20 protein-coding genes and 1 tRNA gene are annotated in these 16,109 nt (G+C 62.7%); 5 read left to right on the forward strand and 16 right to left on the reverse strand.

What is annotated here, in order from left to right; translation table 11 throughout:
• Positions 1–19: 19 nt before the first annotated feature.
• The 6 genes from KU306_RS13915 to KU306_RS13940 all read right to left on the reverse strand — a co-directional run bounded on the left by KU306_RS13915 (position 20) and on the right by KU306_RS13940 (position 4,824).
• A complete protein-coding gene (locus tag KU306_RS13915) occupies positions 20–1,321 on the reverse strand; it encodes a 5'-deoxyadenosine deaminase (protein ID WP_258302294.1) in 1,302 nt (433 codons plus the stop codon).
• 209 nt (positions 1,322–1,530) lie between these two features.
• Positions 1,531–1,605 (reverse strand) — tRNA-Glu (locus KU306_RS13920).
• An 84-nt stretch (positions 1,606–1,689) separates the two neighbouring features.
• Positions 1,690–2,847 (reverse strand): metal-dependent hydrolase family protein, encoded by a 1,158-nt coding sequence (locus KU306_RS13925; protein WP_258302295.1) that lies wholly within the window; start codon positions 2,845–2,847, stop codon positions 1,690–1,692.
• A 120-nt stretch (positions 2,848–2,967) separates the two neighbouring features.
• Positions 2,968–3,792 carry an MOSC domain-containing protein gene (locus tag KU306_RS13930; protein WP_258302296.1) on the reverse strand — a complete coding sequence of 275 codons (825 nt, stop codon included), beginning with the start codon at positions 3,790–3,792 and terminating at the stop codon, positions 2,968–2,970.
• Positions 3,793–4,533 (reverse strand): archaeal proteasome endopeptidase complex subunit alpha, encoded by a 741-nt coding sequence (psmA, locus tag KU306_RS13935; RefSeq protein ID WP_258302297.1) that lies wholly within the window; start codon positions 4,531–4,533, stop codon positions 3,793–3,795.
• 111 nt (positions 4,534–4,644) lie between these two features.
• Positions 4,645–4,824: an HVO_2922 family protein gene (locus KU306_RS13940; protein ID WP_007543792.1), complete on the reverse strand. Its 180-nt coding sequence runs from the start codon at positions 4,822–4,824 to the stop codon at positions 4,645–4,647.
• 219 nt (positions 4,825–5,043) lie between these two features.
• Here KU306_RS13940 and sufB point away from each other — a divergent pair, with 219 nt between their 5' ends.
• Together sufB and KU306_RS13950 are read left to right on the forward strand one after the other, a co-directional pair.
• Positions 5,044–6,477, forward strand: a complete 1,434-nt coding sequence (gene sufB, locus KU306_RS13945) for a Fe-S cluster assembly protein SufB (protein WP_258302298.1) — start codon at positions 5,044–5,046, stop codon at positions 6,475–6,477.
• A gap of 52 nt (positions 6,478–6,529) precedes the next feature.
• Positions 6,530–7,021 carry a hypothetical protein gene (locus tag KU306_RS13950; protein ID WP_258302299.1) on the forward strand — a complete coding sequence of 164 codons (492 nt, stop codon included), beginning with the start codon at positions 6,530–6,532 and terminating at the stop codon, positions 7,019–7,021.
• A 74-nt stretch (positions 7,022–7,095) separates the two neighbouring features.
• On the opposite strand, the gene KU306_RS13955 is transcribed toward KU306_RS13950, so the two are convergent.
• From KU306_RS13955 to KU306_RS13975, 5 genes are all read right to left on the reverse strand, one after another.
• Positions 7,096–7,305, reverse strand: a complete 210-nt coding sequence (locus KU306_RS13955) for a DUF4177 domain-containing protein (protein ID WP_007543787.1) — start codon at positions 7,303–7,305, stop codon at positions 7,096–7,098.
• Positions 7,302–7,874, reverse strand: coding sequence for a dihydrofolate reductase (locus KU306_RS13960; RefSeq protein WP_007543785.1), 573 nt, complete (start codon positions 7,872–7,874; stop codon positions 7,302–7,304). The genes KU306_RS13955 and KU306_RS13960 overlap by 4 nt, the downstream gene beginning before the upstream one ends.
• Positions 7,871–8,869 (reverse strand): thymidylate synthase, encoded by a 999-nt coding sequence (gene thyA / locus KU306_RS13965; RefSeq protein ID WP_258302300.1) that lies wholly within the window; start codon positions 8,867–8,869, stop codon positions 7,871–7,873. The genes KU306_RS13960 and thyA overlap by 4 nt, the downstream gene beginning before the upstream one ends.
• A gap of 98 nt (positions 8,870–8,967) precedes the next feature.
• On the reverse strand, positions 8,968–9,159 hold the full coding sequence (locus KU306_RS13970) for a type II toxin-antitoxin system HicA family toxin (RefSeq protein WP_425499545.1): 192 nt from the start codon (positions 9,157–9,159) through the stop codon (positions 8,968–8,970).
• A 141-nt stretch (positions 9,160–9,300) separates the two neighbouring features.
• On the reverse strand, positions 9,301–9,522 hold the full coding sequence (locus KU306_RS13975) for a type II toxin-antitoxin system HicB family antitoxin (RefSeq protein ID WP_007543781.1): 222 nt from the start codon (positions 9,520–9,522) through the stop codon (positions 9,301–9,303).
• Positions 9,523–9,650: 128 nt separating this feature from the next.
• Here KU306_RS13975 and KU306_RS13980 point away from each other — a divergent pair, with 128 nt between their 5' ends.
• Positions 9,651–10,232 carry an MBL fold metallo-hydrolase gene (locus KU306_RS13980; protein ID WP_074796876.1) on the forward strand — a complete coding sequence of 194 codons (582 nt, stop codon included), beginning with the start codon at positions 9,651–9,653 and terminating at the stop codon, positions 10,230–10,232.
• 30 nt (positions 10,233–10,262) lie between these two features.
• Here the strand turns inward: KU306_RS13980 and KU306_RS13985 are convergent, their stop codons facing one another.
• Together KU306_RS13985 and KU306_RS13990 are read right to left on the reverse strand one after the other, a co-directional pair.
• The gene (locus tag KU306_RS13985; RefSeq protein ID WP_074796878.1) at positions 10,263–11,021 is read right to left on the reverse strand and encodes an SDR family oxidoreductase; all 759 of its coding nucleotides are present in this window, start codon (positions 11,019–11,021) and stop codon (positions 10,263–10,265) included.
• 175 nt (positions 11,022–11,196) lie between these two features.
• A complete protein-coding gene (locus KU306_RS13990) occupies positions 11,197–11,487 on the reverse strand; it encodes a DUF5827 family protein (protein ID WP_258302302.1) in 291 nt (96 codons plus the stop codon).
• A 111-nt stretch (positions 11,488–11,598) separates the two neighbouring features.
• Here KU306_RS13990 and KU306_RS13995 point away from each other — a divergent pair, with 111 nt between their 5' ends.
• A complete protein-coding gene (locus KU306_RS13995) occupies positions 11,599–12,000 on the forward strand; it encodes a DUF7522 family protein (RefSeq protein WP_007543776.1) in 402 nt (133 codons plus the stop codon).
• A gap of 112 nt (positions 12,001–12,112) precedes the next feature.
• Here KU306_RS13995 and sod read toward each other — a convergent pair whose 3' ends face one another.
• From sod to KU306_RS14010, 3 genes are all read right to left on the reverse strand, one after another.
• Complete coding sequence (sod, locus tag KU306_RS14000) at positions 12,113–12,712, reverse strand: superoxide dismutase (RefSeq protein WP_258302303.1); 600 nt, start codon at positions 12,710–12,712, stop codon at positions 12,113–12,115.
• 158 nt (positions 12,713–12,870) lie between these two features.
• On the reverse strand, positions 12,871–13,476 hold the full coding sequence (locus KU306_RS14005) for a DJ-1/PfpI family protein (RefSeq protein ID WP_007543774.1): 606 nt from the start codon (positions 13,474–13,476) through the stop codon (positions 12,871–12,873).
• A gap of 55 nt (positions 13,477–13,531) precedes the next feature.
• Positions 13,532–14,968, reverse strand: a complete 1,437-nt coding sequence (locus KU306_RS14010) for a cryptochrome/photolyase family protein (protein ID WP_258302304.1) — start codon at positions 14,966–14,968, stop codon at positions 13,532–13,534.
• 280 nt (positions 14,969–15,248) lie between these two features.
• On the opposite strand from KU306_RS14010, the gene KU306_RS14015 reads away from it, so the two are divergent.
• Positions 15,249–16,058, forward strand: coding sequence for a DUF8054 domain-containing protein (locus KU306_RS14015; protein WP_258302305.1), 810 nt, complete (start codon positions 15,249–15,251; stop codon positions 16,056–16,058).
• Positions 16,059–16,109 lie beyond the last annotated feature (51 nt).

The raw sequence follows: 16,109 nt of genomic DNA on the forward strand, positions 1-16,109 counted from the left end.
ATAGCCCCCGGACAGTCACTCAGTCGTCGCCGAGAGCGTCGGCATACTCGCGGGCCTGCCGGCGGATTCGGTTGGCGTCGGCGTGGACGTGTTCACCGTCGTCGTAGAGCACGTCGCCGTCGACCATGGTAAACACCACGTCGTCGCCGTGGGCAGAAAAGACGAGGTGAGAGAGTACGTCGTGGAGGGGTGTCGCACGCGTCAGGTCGGTGGTGAGACCGACGATATCGGCTTTCCAGCCAGCGCGGAGTGCGCCGACGCGGTCGAATCCGGCGGCTTTGGCTCCGTTTATCGTCGCCATCTGGAAGATGGTCGCGGCGGGGGTACTCGTCGGGTCGAGCGAGTCGACTTTCTGGAGGAGACTCGCCTGCCGCATCTCCGTGAAGGGGTCGAGCGTGTTGTTACACGGCGGGCCGTCGTTTCCGAGCGCGACGTTGATACCGCGGTCGAGGTAGTCGCGGATGGGCGCGATACCCGAGGCGAGTTTCATGTTCGACGACGGGCAGTAGGTGACGTGCGTCCCGGTCTCTGCGAGCACCTCGCGTTCGGAGTCGTCGGTGTGGACGCAGTGGGCGAGCACCACGTCGTCGCCGGTCAGCCCCACTTCGTCCAGCCAGTGGATGTTTCGCATTCCCGTCTCGGATTCGACGGTGGCAACTTCGTCTCGGTTCTCGCTCGCGTGGGTGTGGATACGGACGCCGTCGTAGGCGTCGGCGAGTTCTCGCGCTCCGCGGAGGCAGTCTTCGGAACACGTGATGGCGAAGCGCGGCGTAACCGCGTACTGGAGTCGCCCATCGAAGGTGTCGTGATAGCGTCGGATGAGGGCCTCCGTTTCGGCGAGTGCGTCGTCGGTGTCCTCCTGGAGCCCGTCGGGCGAGTTCGAGTCCATGAGCACTTTCCCGAGTCGCCCGCGGATGCCCATCTCACCCGCCGCTTCGAAGGCTTCGTCGGCGTGACGGACGGACAAGTGGTCGACGACGCCGGTCGTTCCCGACTCGATACATTCGAGATAGCCGAGTTCCGCCGCGACGCGCATTCCGTCGGCGTCGAGGCCCGCTTCCATCGGGAGCACGTGGTCGAACAGCCAATCGAGCAGTGCGGTGTCGTCGGCGATACCGCGACCGAGCGACTGGACCGAGTGAACGTGACCGCCGACGAGCCCCGGTGCGACGATATCGAGTTCCCGGCGCTCGTGGTCCGGGTACGTCTCCACGAGTGTCTCCTGCTCGCCGACTGCGACGATACGGTCGCCCTCGGTGACGACTGCGCCGTCTTCGATGATGGTGGTCGCGTCCGCGACGACCGTTCCCGCGAGTAACATCCTCGTTCGGCTAGTAGAGCGATGGGGAAATAGGTAGGGAATCGGCTCTGTCAGCGGGTGGCATCGCTGGTCAGGTGCCGCTATCTTCGGTCAGGGATTCGAACCACGGTCGCTTCGCTCCCTGATTCGAATCCCTTCCGCCGCACACACGGACTCGCAGTCCGAGCGACACGCACAGCGGTCGCTCAGAAGGTAGTTCGTCAGAGAAGTGCTCCGTCAGGGATTCGAACCCTGGTCATCACCGTGAGAGGGTGATATGATTGGCCGGACTACACCAACAGAGCACGTTGGTACATACACTGTTACCGCGTGGTTTCGTAAAAGGTTGTCGCTTCAAATCGGCCGTGACACCCCCTGCCGTGTTGCGATTAGACGACTTTTACCCCCTCGCGATACACCCCTTCGACGGTCCGCCACGCACTCGCGTCTTCGCTCGGGTCGGCGTCGAGGACGACCAAATCGGCCACGTACCCCTCGGCGACTTTCCCGACGTCGTCGAGGCCGAGCAAGTCGGCACCGTTGACTGTCGCGGCTTCCAGCGCCTCGTCGGGCGAGAGTCCGTATTCGACCATCAGTTCCATCTCGCGGAGGGCGTTCTGTCCGTGGTCGTTGACGGGTGTCCCGGCATCGGTCCCCATCGCGATTGTCACGCGCGCGTCGAGCGCGTGCTCCCACGCGACCTCGAACCGTCCGGCGGCGTCTTCGGCCTTCGCGACAGCCTCTTCGGGAATACCAGCCTCGACGCCCGCTTCGACGATTTCCCGGACGGCGGACGCAGTCGGCACCCAGTAGGTGCCGTTTTCGACGAGCAGGCTCGCCGCCTCCTCGTCCATGAACATCCCGTGTTCGATACTGGTGATACCGGCGCGAGCGGCGTTCTTGATGCCCGTCTCCCCGTGGGCGTGCGCGGCAGTCGGGATGCCTTTCGCGCTCGCCGCCTCGACGATTGCACGCATCTCCGCTTCGGTGAGTTCTGGCGCGCCGGTGATTGCGCCCTCGGTGAGAACGCCGCCGGTTGCCATGCACTTCACCACGTCAGCACCGCGTTTCAGTTGCTCGCGGGCCGCCTTTCGGACTTCCTCGGGACCGTCCGCCTCGCGGCCGAACCAGTGGCCGTGTCCTCCAGTCATGACGATATTTTCGCCAGCAGCGTGGATTCGCGGGCCGTCGAGTTCGCCCGCGGCGACAGCGGCTTTCGCGCTCGTCGCGACGTTACCCGGTGCGCCGAGGTCGCGGACCGTCGTCACGCCCGCAGCGAGCGTGTGTCGTAAGTTGGCGGCCGCGCGGTAGCAGGCGCGTTCGACGGGTTCGTGCTTGTACCCCGAAACGTCGGGTCGTCCGTCCATCATCAGATGGACGTGTGCATCGACGAGACCGGGGGCGACGAACAGTCCCGACACGTCTCGTTCCTCTCCGTCGACTCGGTCGCCGACCGAGTCGATTCTGCCGGTCGCCTCGTCGACGACGACGTTCGCTTCTCGCACCCCATCTACGTCGACGACGGTTGCATCGGTGAGTGTGAACATATCTCTCGTCGCCCGTGCTGCGACGTAAATACGAGGGTGTCGGCGAAGTGAGGTGAGTTGAGGTGAGGTGGGTCGAGGTGGGTCGAGGTGGGTCGAGGTGAGAAAAGTGCCGGACGTGACTCAGGCAGAGACGATGTCGCCGACGACGACCTCGTCGCCGACGGCGAGCGTCTCGCCCCACGAGGAGTCCGGAACGCTCGTGTTGACCATGAGACGGAAGTCGTGGTCGAACCAGTCGCCACCGGACCACTCGGGGAGCGTCTCGCGGCGGCGCGTCATGAACGTCGTTCGGAAGTCGGGCGTTTCCACACCGGTGTCTGGGTCACGCGTCGGGACGACACAGCGCTGACAGGGGTTGACGCCTCGGAACGACACGTCTCCGACCTCGAATTCGACGGTCGTCTCGCGAGTGTCGAACAGGTGGTCCTCCCAGAACGGGTCGGGTGCGTCGAGTTCGAGATTCGGACGAAGTCGCCGGCGCATCTCGTCGGTATCGACGCCCTCGAACCACGACGCGACCGTTTCGATAGTCGCGGTCGAGATGACTGTCGGACCCGTCGCGGCGGTGTCGTCGGGGAACCCACCGGCCGTGTCGCGCCGGAGTTCGACGTCGTATCCGAAGTACGACGAGAGCCAGTCGTCGGCTTCGTCGATAGGGCCGCGGTAGTCGTCCTGTCCGGGCGCAGCGAGGTGAATCGTCCGGTCGTCGAGGTCGACCGAACTCCGGATTCGGTGGATTGCACGCTCTCGCTTCCCGTTGACGTAGTTTCCGTCGGCGTCGAAGATGGCGTACTCGCGGTCGCCACCGAGCCCACCGTTTTCGACGACGTCGGCGGTCTCGACGAACTCCGGGTCGAGTGACTTCACCGGGTAGACGGCGATTCGGTCGAGGGTCACGCCGTGTGTCGTCGGTGACTGTCCGGTGGCGTCGTTCCCGTTCGTCATTTACTCCTCGTCGGGCTGCTCGTCTTCGTGCTCGTCGGCGACTTCGGCGAACACTTCGGCGACCTCGTCCGCACCGACCGTCTCGTAGCCATCCGCGGAGACCGTCGCAACGTCCAGTTCCTCGGCGTTCAGCTCCGAATCAGACTCGGCGAGCGCCTGCAGTGCCAGAAGGAGACCGTCTTCGAGTGAGAGGTCGTCGGAGTAGTTGTCTTCGAGGACGGCCTGCACGTCTTCTCGGTGGCCGCCGATGGCGACTGCGCGCCACTCGTGCGGCGTTCCCGAGGGGTCGGTCGCGAACAGACGCGGTTGGTCGTCGTACCCGCCGATGAGGAGGGAGGCACCGTAGGGGCGCGTGCCGCCGTACTGCGTGCTCTCCTGTATGTTGTCGGTGATAGCCTTCGAGAGTGATTCGACGCTCATTGGCTCATCGTAGCGGAGGCGCTCTCTCTGTGCCGTCTCACGGGCGAAGTCGACGAGCTTGCGGGCGTCTGCGACGTGCCCGGCGCTGGCGGCTCCGAGCCCCTCGTCGATTTTGTGGAGCTTCTCGATGCTCCCCGCTTCCAGAAGCGGCGAACGGGCAGAGCGACGGGCAGCGAGCACGACGCCGTCTTTCGTCCGGACGCCGACGACGGGCGCACCGCGTTTGACGGCTTCACGAGCGTACTCGACCTGATAGATGCGGCCGTCGGGAGAGAACAGCGACGTACCGCGGTCGTACGCCTGTTTGTCGTTTCGGTTCATCGAAGAACCACCACTCGCACAGCGGCAACGTTCGTCATTACCCCGTGGTCCGTTCCCGAGGCGGAAAAAGCCTCCACACGCGGCAGGGGTGTGGGGTTCACGCGTCCGCGGTTACTTCTCGACGACTGGGGCGTCGGGTGCGTTGGTTTTCACGCTCTCTATCCCCTGTTTGGCCTTCTGTTTCGACGCGTACCCCTCCCCGGAGTCGGCGAGGATGTTCCCGTTGTCGTGGACGAGTCGCCAGCGATACTTCCCTTCTGCGTCCGCGTAGACTTCGAATCGAGCACCCATACCGCCCCGTACGCCGTCCTCGAATATATGTTGTATGTCTGTCACTGGTTGACGTGGAGGGGGAGTGCAGTCGATGAAAGTGGCGCGTTCGAACCAGACGAGAACACTGATCTCGCCTGACGGACTACGTCCTCGTCTGGCAGACTATCTTGTATTCACGCGTGTGAGGGGCTGTAGAGCGGACATGCTCTTACCGTTCGGGTGCCGATACCCGAACGTATGAGCACCCGAGAGGAGAAACACTTCGAAGATACTGACGTACAGACCCGGTTCGACTTCAAGAAAGAACAAAAGTCGGCCTTCGAGGTCGAGAAGGGTCTGACAGCGGAGACGGTCAGAGTCATCTCCGAAGACAAAGACGAACCCGAGTGGATGCTGGAGCGGCGTCTCCGCGCCCTTGAGCAGTTCCAGAAGATGCCGATGCCGAGTGGCTGGCCCGGCCAACCCGACCTCTCGGAGGTGGACGTAAACGCCATCATTCCGTACATCCGACCCGACGTCGAGACACGGGGTGGCGTCCGCGACTGGCACGACCTGCCGGACGACATCAAGGACACCTTCGACAAACTCGGCATCCCGGAAGCGGAGAAGAACGCTCTCTCCGGCGTCGGCGCGCAGTACGAGTCCGAAATCGTCTACCAGAACATGCGCGAGCAGTGGGAAGAAAAGGGCGTCATCTTCATGGACATGGACAAGGCCGTCCGCGACCACCCCGATATCGTCGAGGAGTACTTCATGACGAAGTGCGTCCCTCCGAGCGACAACAAGTTCGCCGCGCTTCACGGTGCCATCTGGTCCGGTGGCTCGTTCGTCTACGTTCCCGAGGGCGTCACTGTCGACATGCCGGTACAGGCGTACTTCCGCATGAACTCCGCGGGGATGGGCCAGTTCGAACACACGCTCATCGTCGCCGAGAAGAACTCCGAGGTCCACTACATCGAGGGTTGTTCCGCGCCAAAGTACGCCGTGTTTAACCTCCATTCTGGCTGCGTGGAGGTGTTCGTCAAGGAGGGTGCTCACGTGCAGTACTCGACCGTCCAGAACTGGTCGAAGAACACCTACAACCTCAACACCAAGCGCGCGCTCGTCGACAAAGGCGGTCGTATGGAGTGGATTTCGGGCTCGATGGGCTCGAAAGTGACGATGCTCTATCCCGCGACAATTCTCAAGGGTCGCGGCGCCTCCGACAATCACATCACCATCGCCTTCGCCAGCGAGGGCCAGAACATCGACACCGGCGCGAAGGTCTACCACAACGCCCCCGAGACGAAGTCGACCATCGTTTCGAAGTCTATCTCCCGGAAGGGCGGCCGCACCAACTACCGCGGTCTGGTCCGCATCTCGAACGGAGCGACCGACTCGTCGTGTTCCGTCGAGTGCGACGCGCTGATGTTCGACAACGACTCGCTCTCGGATACGATGCCTCACATCGAAATCAACGAGAACCGGGTGGATGTCGCCCACGAGGCGACAGTCGGGAAGATTGGCGACGAGGACGTGTTCTACCTCCAGTCGCGCGGTCTCGACGACGACGAGGCGAAGCAACTCATCGTGTCGGGGTTCATCGAACCCATCACGAAAGAACTCCCAATCGAGTACGCGGTCGAACTCAACCGATTGGTCGAACTCGAAATGGAGGGTAGCCTCGGATAACCTATCGGCAGCACACCCCTCTCTTATCGGGTTTCGGACCGTCTATTCAGATATGCCCTCCACTTCGTACCCGGCGACCGCGGTGCTCGCAGCGCTGTTCGTCGGACTGGTCGTCGGCGCTGGCGTCGTCGCGTTCGCCACGCCGACTGACCTGACTGTCTCACCCACTTCGTCTACCGCGGCCGCGACGGGGTGTCTCGGGCCCGACGAATCCGCGCCGACCTCGTGGGTCGCTCGCGCACCGGCAGGCGACCGGACGACATTCGTATTCAACCGCACGTTCACTCACGACGCGCCGAGCGTCCGAATCGAGGGCACGGTCGAGGAACAGGCAGACGGCGTCTACGTCTACCGACTCACGACGAGTCCAGACGAAGACAGTGAGAAGCCCCCCAGCGAGGACTGCACCCCGAGAACGAAGCTGGATGCGGTCGTCTCGGTTCCGAGCGAGTACGAGTCGTTCACGGTGACGGTCGACGGCGAGGAGTTGGTGACAATCGAGAACGACGGGTCGAATCCACTCTTCAGAACGCTCGAAGGGTGAACGTTGACGGTGACAGGGGTCCACCCAAGTACGCCCGTCAGTCTGGTTACGCTTGCGGCCTTACGCTCACAATCTTACGATTGCGGCCGTTTGAACACGAGTGCCGTCTGTCCGCTTCCGGCACCCGCCCCGCGGGAGTCGGAGATGGTATCGACGAGTTCCCAGCCATCGCCACCCAGCGAGTTCAGCGCGTCTTCCATCGGACCAGTGTCGCCGCTGAACAGGCCGCCGTCGCTCGTTCGGATGATTTTGTACTCCCACTCGGTGTCGATGGAATCTGTCATCGTTCGTCCTCCGCTCCATCTCGTCGCTCGTATTCCACGAAGGAAAACTCGTCGCGGTCGTCGCGGTCGATTTCGACCCACTCCTCGGTGTCCCACTCGGGGAAGTGCGTATCCCCGTCGTAGGCGGTATCGAGTTCGGTAAGGACGAGTTTCGAGGCGCGGTCGAAAAACTGCTCGTAGACGGTCGCCCCGCCGACGACGTAGACCGTCTCGACGCCCATCTCGTCCGCGGCGTTTTCGGCAGCGGCGACAGCCTCGTCCAGCGACGACACCGTCTCCGCACCGTCCGGAAGGTCGATATCACGGCTCGTGAGGACGATGCTGTGGCGACCGGGCAGCGGGCCGTCTATCTGCCGGGCGATGCTCTCGTAGGTCGTCCGCCCCATGACGACCGGATGGCCCATCGTCGTCTGCTTGAAGTGCTTCATGTCCTCGGGGAGGTGCCACGGCATGCCCTCGTCGCGGCCGATGACGCCGTTCGCGGCGACGGCGGCGACGAGGACGAACTGGGGGGTCCCCTCGGCAGTGCCATTCCCGGACGTGCCCTCCTCAGTAGTGTCGCCCGTCATTCGGCCACCGAGAAGCGAATTCCCTCTGCCGGGTCGTAGTCGCGGAGGACGATATCGTCGAACGTCAGGTCCGACAGTGGCACGTCGGCCACGTCGAGCGTCGGGCGCTCACGAGGCTCGCGCGAGGCCTGCAGGAGCAGTCCGGGCACGTGGTCGTAGTGTTCTTCGCCCTCGGCTTCCTCGGGCGCGGTGTCGAGAAGCCACTCGCGCACGTCGAGGTAGTCCTCTCGCGACTCGACGTCCGCCAGTCGGGACTGGAGTTCGTCGAGGTGGTCGCCGTACCACGCGCCGCGCTCGCCAGTGCCGCAGTAGACGTGGGCGTCGACAATCGTGTGCGCGAACTTCCCGAGTTCGAACCCCTTCCGTTGGGCGACGATTTGGGCGAGAATCGCGTACGCCGCGATGTTGAACGGGATACCGAGCGCGATGTCACCCGAACGCTGCGTCAGGTGGACGTTGAGCCGGTCTCCCTGAACGTTGAAGACGAACGTGTAGTGACACGGCGGGAGCGTCGAGACGGCCGCGTTCGCGGGGTGCCACGCGTTGATGACCATCCGGCGAGAGTTGGGATTCTCGTCAAGCGTGTCGAGGACGTAGGCGAGTTGGTCGAAGGTACCCTCGTCGTTCATCCAGCGGTGGCTCTCGTCGGGCCACGCCTCGCCCGGCAAGCCGTCTTCCGGAACGGGATAGCGTCGCCAGAAGCGCCCGTAGGCCGTGTCGAGATTCCCCTCGTCGTCGGCCCACGCGTCCCAGATACCCGTCTCCTCGCGGAGGTTCCGAATGTGCTCTTCGCCAGAGAGATACCACAGGAGTTCGTGGATGAGCGAGTTCCAGCGAAATCCGGAGAGGTCCTTCGTCGTGAGAAGCGGGAAGCCCTCCTGAAGGTCGACTTCGTAGTGCTTCGAGAACCCGGAGATGGTGTCTACGCCCGTCCGATTGGGCTTGTACTGGCCGGTGCCGAGAACGTCCGTGACGAGGTCGAGATATTGGCGCATATGGTGTTCCCTGGGTTTGTTCTTGGTCGTTGCTGGGGCCTACTAATACCCATCAATTCGCTTGTGCTGTTTGACTCTCCTTAGTGGGTAGAAACGGCTTACGAAAGATTGTCAATCCAATCACAGAAACTGTCGAAATCCTTTGCACCGGCTTGTTCTGCGATTTTCCGTAAGGTTCCCGTTGCGATCTCTTTGTGCATCGGAACCGTCACACGACGCGTTTCACCATCTGGGTGTTTGTACACGAGACGGACATGGCTCCCGGTTCGCCCAGCGGGACGGTATCGCATTTTCCGGAGGGCTTTGACAACCTCTTGGCCACTGAATGTCCGCCGTGACACAGTAGTTTCCCGTTAGTGTCTGTAGTAAAAATACCCCTGATTTGAGGAGTTCCTTGCTGTAGTGGCTGCCTGATTGACAAAGGGTAGGGGTTAGAACCAGGGTGCGTCGGGTGTGTCGACAGATTCCTCTTCGACTGCTGAGAGTGGTGATTCATGGAGCTCGATTGCCTCTGCAAGCATTGCAAGTGCTTCAGAGCGAGTTTTTCCTTGGCTAGCCACACCCGTAGCCTCGTCTGTCGCGACGAACCAGTCATCCTCTTTGACGATTGTGACTGTGTTTTCAGGAGTATCTGGGGCGTGGGCCTCACTCATATCAGTACAGTAGTGAAGCGTCGGTATAGATTTTCGGGAAGTTTACCACTAAAAGGCTCTCGCCAGTTGGTGTCTGTTCAGCCCACAAGCCCACAACATCGAAGACCCCACTCGCCCTACCCTGCCCTATGATTCGAAACCTCGCGCAGGGAGTGCAAGCCTTCACGAGTAACGTGTTCCTTGTCGAAGGCGAGACGACAGCACTCGTCGATACCGGTGCCAACTTCGACATCGTTCCTAAAATCCGCGAGGTAACCGACAGTCTCGATGCGGTCTACCTCACCCATACCCACCCGGACCACATCGGCAACGTCGACGCCGTTCGCGACGCCTTCGACGTGGAAACGTGGGGCTACGACACCGGCTACAACGCGGTCGACAACAGAATCGAAGACCGCGAGCGCGTCCAAATCGGCGACGACGTGTATCAGGCGGTCCACACGCCGGGGCACAAAAACGACCACCTCTGTTTCTACTCCCAGGGGTCGGGAATCTGCTTCGCGGGCGACCTCGTGTTCGCAAACGGCGCGTTCGGCCGCACCGACCTCGCGGAAGGCGACCGTGAGCTACTCGTCGAGAGCATCGACACACTCCGCGAAGTCGTCGGCGACGACCTCTCCGAGATTCACGTCGGCCACGGACCGAGCATCGTCACGCGACCGCAGGATGACCTCGAACTCGCGGCGAAAGCCGCGCGGATGGGTCAGTAGCTACGTTCACCACCCAGCGACCATCGCCTGTTATCGGCTCGTGTACCCGCCGTCGACGGTCAGCGCCTCGCCCGTCGTGAACGACGCGCCCTCCGAACAGAGCCACACGACCGCGGAGGCAATCTCGTCCACGTCTCCGAGTCGGTTCATCGGGTGCATCGCCTCGATTCCCTTGCGGGCTTCCGGGTCGTCGAGGCCACCTTCCGAGAGGAGCGGCGTGTCGATAAAGCCGGGACAGACTGCGTTGACTCGGACGCCTTTCTGGGCGTACTCCATGGCCGCGGTCTTCGTCAGTCCGAGCAGTCCGTGCTTGGCGGTGACGTAGGCACTGGCGTTCTCGAACCCGACGCGCCCGAGAATCGACGCCATGTTGACCACGACGCCGCCGTCGCCGTCGAGCATCGCCGGAATTTCGTACCGCATCGACCGCCATACGCCGTGGAGGTTCACGTCGATGACTCGCTCCCACTCGTCGAACGAGAGGTCGGCAGTCGGCTTTTGCTCCCCACCGATGCCCGCGTTGTTGCAGGCGAAGTCGAGCCGTCCGTACTCCGAGACGGCCGTCTCGACCATGGCGGCCACCGCGTCCTCGTCTGTCACGTCCGTTTCGACGAACGTCGCCTGTCCACCAGCCGCCTCGATGTGCGAGACGGTCTCTTCGCCGCCCTCGACGTCGACGTCGGAAACGACGACACTCGCTCCCTCCCGTGCGAACGCTTCTGCGGTCGCTCGGCCAATCCCTGAGCCTGCACCGGTCACCACTGCTACCTTGTTGTCGAACTGAGCCATCGTCGTTAGAAACGACACTCGCTTGATGAATAACCGTTTGCGAGAATCTCACTTCGAGAGAACGAGTGACGATGGTCGAAAGGACGAGTGACGAGAGTCGAGAAAACGGGCGACGATGGTCGAGAAAACGGGCGACGATGGTCGAGAAAACGGGCGACTGGACCGTGACAGTGCGCTACTCTTCGCCTTCCTCGGGAACGACGTCCGGGTGGAGACCGAAGTACCCCGGTTCGTCGCCGCGTGGGTCGTTGATGACGAAGTCCGACTCGTTGGCGATAATCCACGGAATCGTCCACTCGACGAGTCGGTCTTCCGTCTCGTCGTCGAGGTCGGTCGTCGGGTCGAGGCCCTGCAGCATCCGCGCAATCTCGGGAACTGTGTACATGTAGTCGGCGTCGAGAACGTCCACCGGGTCGTACAGAAGGTACCCATACAGCGCGTCGAAGTCGTCTTTCGGCTTCGGCATACTCGTCGCTTCTCGGCCGATGGGGAAAATCCCGCCGACCCGTCCTTCCGGTATGCTATCATATGTTTTATAAGACAACCTTTATCACACGATACGAGAGACTCGGAGGTAATGAGCGATGCAGCCTCCCGATTCGTCGAAGTCTTCCGGGAGTTCGGCGGGGATGCGCTTCGGGACGTTTGGGTCTTCGACCGAGACGGGCACCAACCGCTATACCTCAGGGACGACATCGAGACAGCCATCGCGGACGTGGACGTCTCTCACCTCGTCGACAACGAGCGATACGGGTACATCACCCGTGACACCTACGAAGCACTCTACTACGCAGATTACAGCTACACCATCCGCGGTTTCGACACGTTCGAGCAGTTCCGGACGTTCGTCGGCGACAAGCCGGTCGGCGTGTTCGCGGGCTTCGACGCGACCGACACCGGGCGGAACTTCGCGGCGCTGAACGACCGCATCCAGGACGTCGCGGACGACCTCGACGTCGAGGCACTTCTCGAAGACTGAGCCCGGCGTCACGACTCGGGGTGTAGCAGACAGCAGAGAGCGTAGCGACGAACACGACGGCGCTTCGCGTCAGGTGCGAGCAGTCGAAAGAAATATCGGGGTTTTCTGGGCGTTACTCGAAGAGTTCGACGGCCTGCTCGTAGCGGGAAGCAGGTTCGTCCCAGTCGACGACTTCGAAGAACGCCGAGACGAAGTCACCGCGGGCTGGGCCGTAGTCGTGGTAGTAGGAGTGTTCCCAGACGTCGAGCGCCAGAATCGGGTGCGAGCCCCAGAGTGCGCCCTGGTCGTGCTTGTCGACGACGACGTTTCGAAGCTGGTTCGAGAACGAGTCGTACACCAGCAGTGCCCAGCCGCCGGCGGCACCGGCTGCGGCTTCGAATTCGCCCTTCCAGGCTTCGTAGGAGCCGAAGTCCTCCGCGATACGGTCGGCGAGCGCGCCCGCAGGCTCGTCGCCGCCTTCCGGCGACATGTTCTGCCAGAAGAGGTCGTGGAGAATGTGTCCGGAGCCGTTGTGGGTGACGTTACGGAGCGCGCCGGCGGACGAGCCGAACTCGCCAGCCTCGCGGTTCGCTTCGAGCGTCTCCTCAGCGGCATTCCAGCCGTTGACGTAGCCCTGGTGGTGGGTGTCGTGATGCCACGTCAGCACCTGCTCGGAAATGTGTGGTTCAAGCGCGTCGTACTCGTACGGAAGCGGGTCGAGTTCGTAGCTCATAATGTATAACCTCCGTACTTTGGGTGGGACGGAAACATGTTAAATCTTGAGGAGTGGTGTGCTACCATAAGGCACGAATACACGGTCGCAGTCTGGTGATTTTCCGACTTTCGAGAAGTATTTTCTCGCCCGATTTTGGGGTCGACTACCTGTTCTTGTCAGCCTTCGAACGGAGTCGTTCGTCGCTCGTATTCGATTTCCCGTGCGACCCGATTGGCGATGTCGGCACCGAACTCGCGTTCGACCACGTGAAGCGACAAGTCGAGACCGGAGGTGACGCCGCCAGCAGTGAGCACGTCGCCGTCGTCGACGACGCGGGCCGAGACCACGTCGGCATCGGTGGCTCGGAGGTCGTCCAGCGCGTCGCCGTGTGTCACCGCTGGTCGCCCGTCGAGGATTCCAGCGCGAGAGAGCAGCATCCCACCGGTACAGACGCCCGCGACGGTCGTCCCCGACTCGTGAAGGGTCGCAATCGCATCGGGAATGTCGCCTTTCTCGGCTTCGGCCCACGCGCTCTCTTCGGCGCGGGAGTTCCACCCGCCGCCGGGGACGACGAGAAGGTCAGGGTCGTCTGCGTCGGGGTCGAGAATACCGTCGATTCCGACGCGCATCCCGTGACTCGCGGTGACTGTGTCGCGGTCGTCGAGCGCGACGAGTCTCGCCGTGCAGTCCGCACCGAATGCACCGGCGTTCTGGAACACTTCGAACGGGGCGACGGCGTCGAGTTCGTCGAAGCCGTCGTAGAGGAGAATCGAGACGTGCATATCTCGGCAATCGGGTCGAACCGAGTTAGCCGTTCGTGCTGCGGCGACGGTCCACTCAGTCGTCGCCGCGTGCCGTCTCGAACATCGAGAGCGCCATCTCCCGTCGCTCGGCGTGGTCGACGATTGGGTCGGGGTAGTCGGGTGCGACCCGGTTTCGTTCCGTCTCGCTCAACTCGTGCCACTCGTGGATGGCGTTCGCGCTCGCCTCGCGCAGTTCGGGGACGTACTGCTTGATGTACTCGGCGTCAGGGTCGTAGCGCTCGCCCTGCGTCATCGGGTTGAAGATGCGGAAGTACGGCTGGGCGTCGGTGCCCGTCGAGGCGGCCCACTGCCATCCGCCGTTGTCGTTCGCGGTGTCGTGGTCCGAGAGATACTCCCGGAAGTGCGCGTAGCCGTGTCGCCAGTCGCACAGCAGGTCCTTCGTCAGGAACGACGCGACAATCATCCGAACGCGGTTGTGCATGTACGCCTCTTCCCGAAGCTGACGCATCCCGGCGTCGACGATGGGATAGCCGGTGTGTCCAGATTTCCACGCCGTCAGCTCCTCGGGGTCGTCGCGCCACTGGATATCGTGTTCGTATTCTTTGTAGTTCTCGGAGACGACGCTCGGGTTGAACCACAGGACGTGGGTGTAGAACTCGCGCCACGCGAGTTGCGATTGGAACTCCTCGACCGACTCGTCGCGGTCGCCACCGACGCCTTCTCGGGCGGCCGCTGTCTTCGCGAGCACCTCGCGGACGCCAATCGTCCCGAACTTGAGGTCCGTCGAGAGGCGCGACGTCCCGCCGCGTGCGGGAAAGTCCCGGTCGTCAGCGTAGCGGTAGATGTCGTCTTCACAGAAGTCAGCCAGTCTGGCTCGTGCCGCCTCGGTTCCCGCGGAAATCACGTCGGCGTCCGGGGCGTCGAACCCGAGGTCGGAGAGCGTCGGCAGCGACCCGACCGTGACGTTCTCGACCGAGGAGACGGCCGATTCGAGGGTCTCCGCGTCGGCGAGGTCGGTCGCGTCGGGGTCAGGAAACGGGTCTGGCTTGTCGCGGTCGCGCCATTTCTTCCAAAAGTACGTGTACACCGAATAGGGGTCGCCCGCGTTCGTCGTGATACTGCCCGGCGGGAAGATAATGGCGTCGTGGACTGTCTCGCGGTCGGTTCCCGCCTCGTCGAGTGCGAGTCGCACGTCGGAGTCCCGCTCTTTGGCGAGTCCCGAGTAATCGACGTTCCAGACGACTCGGTCGGAATCGAGCGCGTCGGCAACGGCGGGGACGAGAGACCGGGGGTCGCCACGAGCGACGAGGAGGTCACTTCCTCGACTACGATACGACGCCCGGAGTTCGGCGAGGGCGTCGAGCATGTATCGGACCCGAGGCGACCCCGCGTGTTCGAGAACTGCGTCGTCGAACACGAACAGCGGAGCGACGACGTCCTCCGCGGCGGCTGTAGCGAGCCCGCGATTGTCGGCAGTTCGCAGGTCCCGCCGGTGCCAGTGCAGTTGCATATCCGCGCCTCAGGACGGACTGCACCTGAATGTGTCGGCGGTCGTGGTGGTATGCAGTTCCAAACGAGAAAAACGGTGGCCTACTCGGCGTGCGACAGTGTGCATCTGCCGAGGTAGTGATTCGGTATCCAGATGGTATAATCCCAGAATACCTACGTAATCTGACATTCGTTCCTAATAGTACGTTATCCACCGATTTCAGGGTGTACCACACGTTTATATTCTGGATATCTGGTGTACGCGGTCTATACCTATACGGCTACAGAGCCTCGTAGCTGACATGTCCGGGCGTCAGCCTTCTGTGGAACTGGACGTTCTCCAGCCCCCGCTCCGGGCGGCCGAGTTCGTTCCACTCGTAGTCCTCGCGCTCCTCTGTGGGATTCTCGGGTGGCTCGTCTGGGAGCCGCTCGGAGTGTTCCTCGGCATTCTCCCACCCGCCGTCGTCTTTGGGTTTGCATACCAAGATAGGCGCAAATCAGCCCCACCGGGGCTTCCGGCGCCCGAATCGACCACACCACTCGCACTCGATGGTCGCGTCGACCTCACCGCGTCGCTTCGCGCTGCCAACGTGTTCTCCGCAGAGTCCTCGAAGACGCCGTCGCTATCGGAGCAGTTCCGGTCGAAGTGGCGAACGAACATGGTCGAGATGGACGACCGTGAACACGACGAAGGCGCGCTGGCTGACTTGCTCGGCGTGTCCAACTCGCGTGTCCAACTCGTCTGGGACGAACGCGGATTAGTCGCTCGCCTCGACGACGGTGAAATCGGCCGCTGGGCCTCTCGTGCCGCGTTCGTCGCCGACCTGACGGCCGTCACGACGTTCCGCCGACAGTACCCCGCGTGGTGGCGGCTCTCCACGCCGGACCGAAACCGCGTCCTCGGGGCGCTCAGACTGAGTTTACAGCAGTGTCCCACGTGTGACGGAGACGTGTTCGTCGAGAAGGTCCGGACGAACGACACCACGTACCGCGTCACGGCGACTTGCCGAGGATGTGACGCCGAACTGTTCGACGCCGAGATGTCAGGGTCGGATAGCGGGGTCTCGGAGACCGAACCGAGCAGAGGCCCGGCGCAGAACCCGTCGAGCTGAACCCCAACACAGAACCCGTCGAGCTGAACCCCTGTACAGAACCAACCAAGC

This window comes from Haloferax larsenii, assembly GCF_024730625.1.
Lineage (GTDB): Archaea > Halobacteriota > Halobacteria > Halobacteriales > Haloferacaceae > Haloferax > Haloferax larsenii.

What these genes read in the sequence shown, in the direction of transcription:
- KU306_RS13990 (WP_258302302.1), bottom strand. Translation starts at nt 11,487, where the DNA reads ATGCCGAAGCCGAAAGACGACTTCGACGCGCTGTATGGGTACCTTCTG.
- KU306_RS13940 (WP_007543792.1), bottom strand. Translation starts at nt 4,824, where the DNA reads ATGGGTGCTCGATTCGAAGTCTACGCGGACGCAGAAGGGAAGTATCGC.
- KU306_RS14005 (WP_007543774.1), bottom strand. Translation starts at nt 13,476, where the DNA reads ATGCACGTCTCGATTCTCCTCTACGACGGCTTCGACGAACTCGACGCC.
- KU306_RS13980 (WP_074796876.1), top strand. Translation starts at nt 9,651, where the DNA reads ATGATTCGAAACCTCGCGCAGGGAGTGCAAGCCTTCACGAGTAACGTG.
- KU306_RS13930 (WP_258302296.1), bottom strand. Translation starts at nt 3,792, where the DNA reads ATGACGAACGGGAACGACGCCACCGGACAGTCACCGACGACACACGGC.
- KU306_RS13960 (WP_007543785.1), bottom strand. Translation starts at nt 7,874, where the DNA reads ATGACGGGCGACACTACTGAGGAGGGCACGTCCGGGAATGGCACTGCC.
- thyA (WP_258302300.1), bottom strand. Translation starts at nt 8,869, where the DNA reads ATGCGCCAATATCTCGACCTCGTCACGGACGTTCTCGGCACCGGCCAG.
- KU306_RS13915 (WP_258302294.1), bottom strand. Translation starts at nt 1,321, where the DNA reads ATGTTACTCGCGGGAACGGTCGTCGCGGACGCGACCACCATCATCGAA.
- KU306_RS13950 (WP_258302299.1), top strand. Translation starts at nt 6,530, where the DNA reads ATGCCCTCCACTTCGTACCCGGCGACCGCGGTGCTCGCAGCGCTGTTC.
- KU306_RS13925 (WP_258302295.1), bottom strand. Translation starts at nt 2,847, where the DNA reads ATGTTCACACTCACCGATGCAACCGTCGTCGACGTAGATGGGGTGCGA.
- KU306_RS13975 (WP_007543781.1), bottom strand. Translation starts at nt 9,522, where the DNA reads ATGAGTGAGGCCCACGCCCCAGATACTCCTGAAAACACAGTCACAATC.
- sod (WP_258302303.1), bottom strand. Translation starts at nt 12,712, where the DNA reads ATGAGCTACGAACTCGACCCGCTTCCGTACGAGTACGACGCGCTTGAA.
- KU306_RS13955 (WP_007543787.1), bottom strand. Translation starts at nt 7,305, where the DNA reads ATGACAGATTCCATCGACACCGAGTGGGAGTACAAAATCATCCGAACG.
- KU306_RS14010 (WP_258302304.1), bottom strand. Translation starts at nt 14,968, where the DNA reads ATGCAACTGCACTGGCACCGGCGGGACCTGCGAACTGCCGACAATCGC.
- KU306_RS14015 (WP_258302305.1), top strand. Translation starts at nt 15,249, where the DNA reads ATGTCCGGGCGTCAGCCTTCTGTGGAACTGGACGTTCTCCAGCCCCCG.
- KU306_RS13995 (WP_007543776.1), top strand. Translation starts at nt 11,599, where the DNA reads ATGAGCGATGCAGCCTCCCGATTCGTCGAAGTCTTCCGGGAGTTCGGC.
- psmA (WP_258302297.1), bottom strand. Translation starts at nt 4,533, where the DNA reads ATGAACCGAAACGACAAACAGGCGTACGACCGCGGTACGTCGCTGTTC.
- KU306_RS13985 (WP_074796878.1), bottom strand. Translation starts at nt 11,021, where the DNA reads ATGGCTCAGTTCGACAACAAGGTAGCAGTGGTGACCGGTGCAGGCTCA.
- KU306_RS13970 (WP_425499545.1), bottom strand. Translation starts at nt 9,159, where the DNA reads ATGCGATACCGTCCCGCTGGGCGAACCGGGAGCCATGTCCGTCTCGTG.
- sufB (WP_258302298.1), top strand. Translation starts at nt 5,044, where the DNA reads ATGAGCACCCGAGAGGAGAAACACTTCGAAGATACTGACGTACAGACC.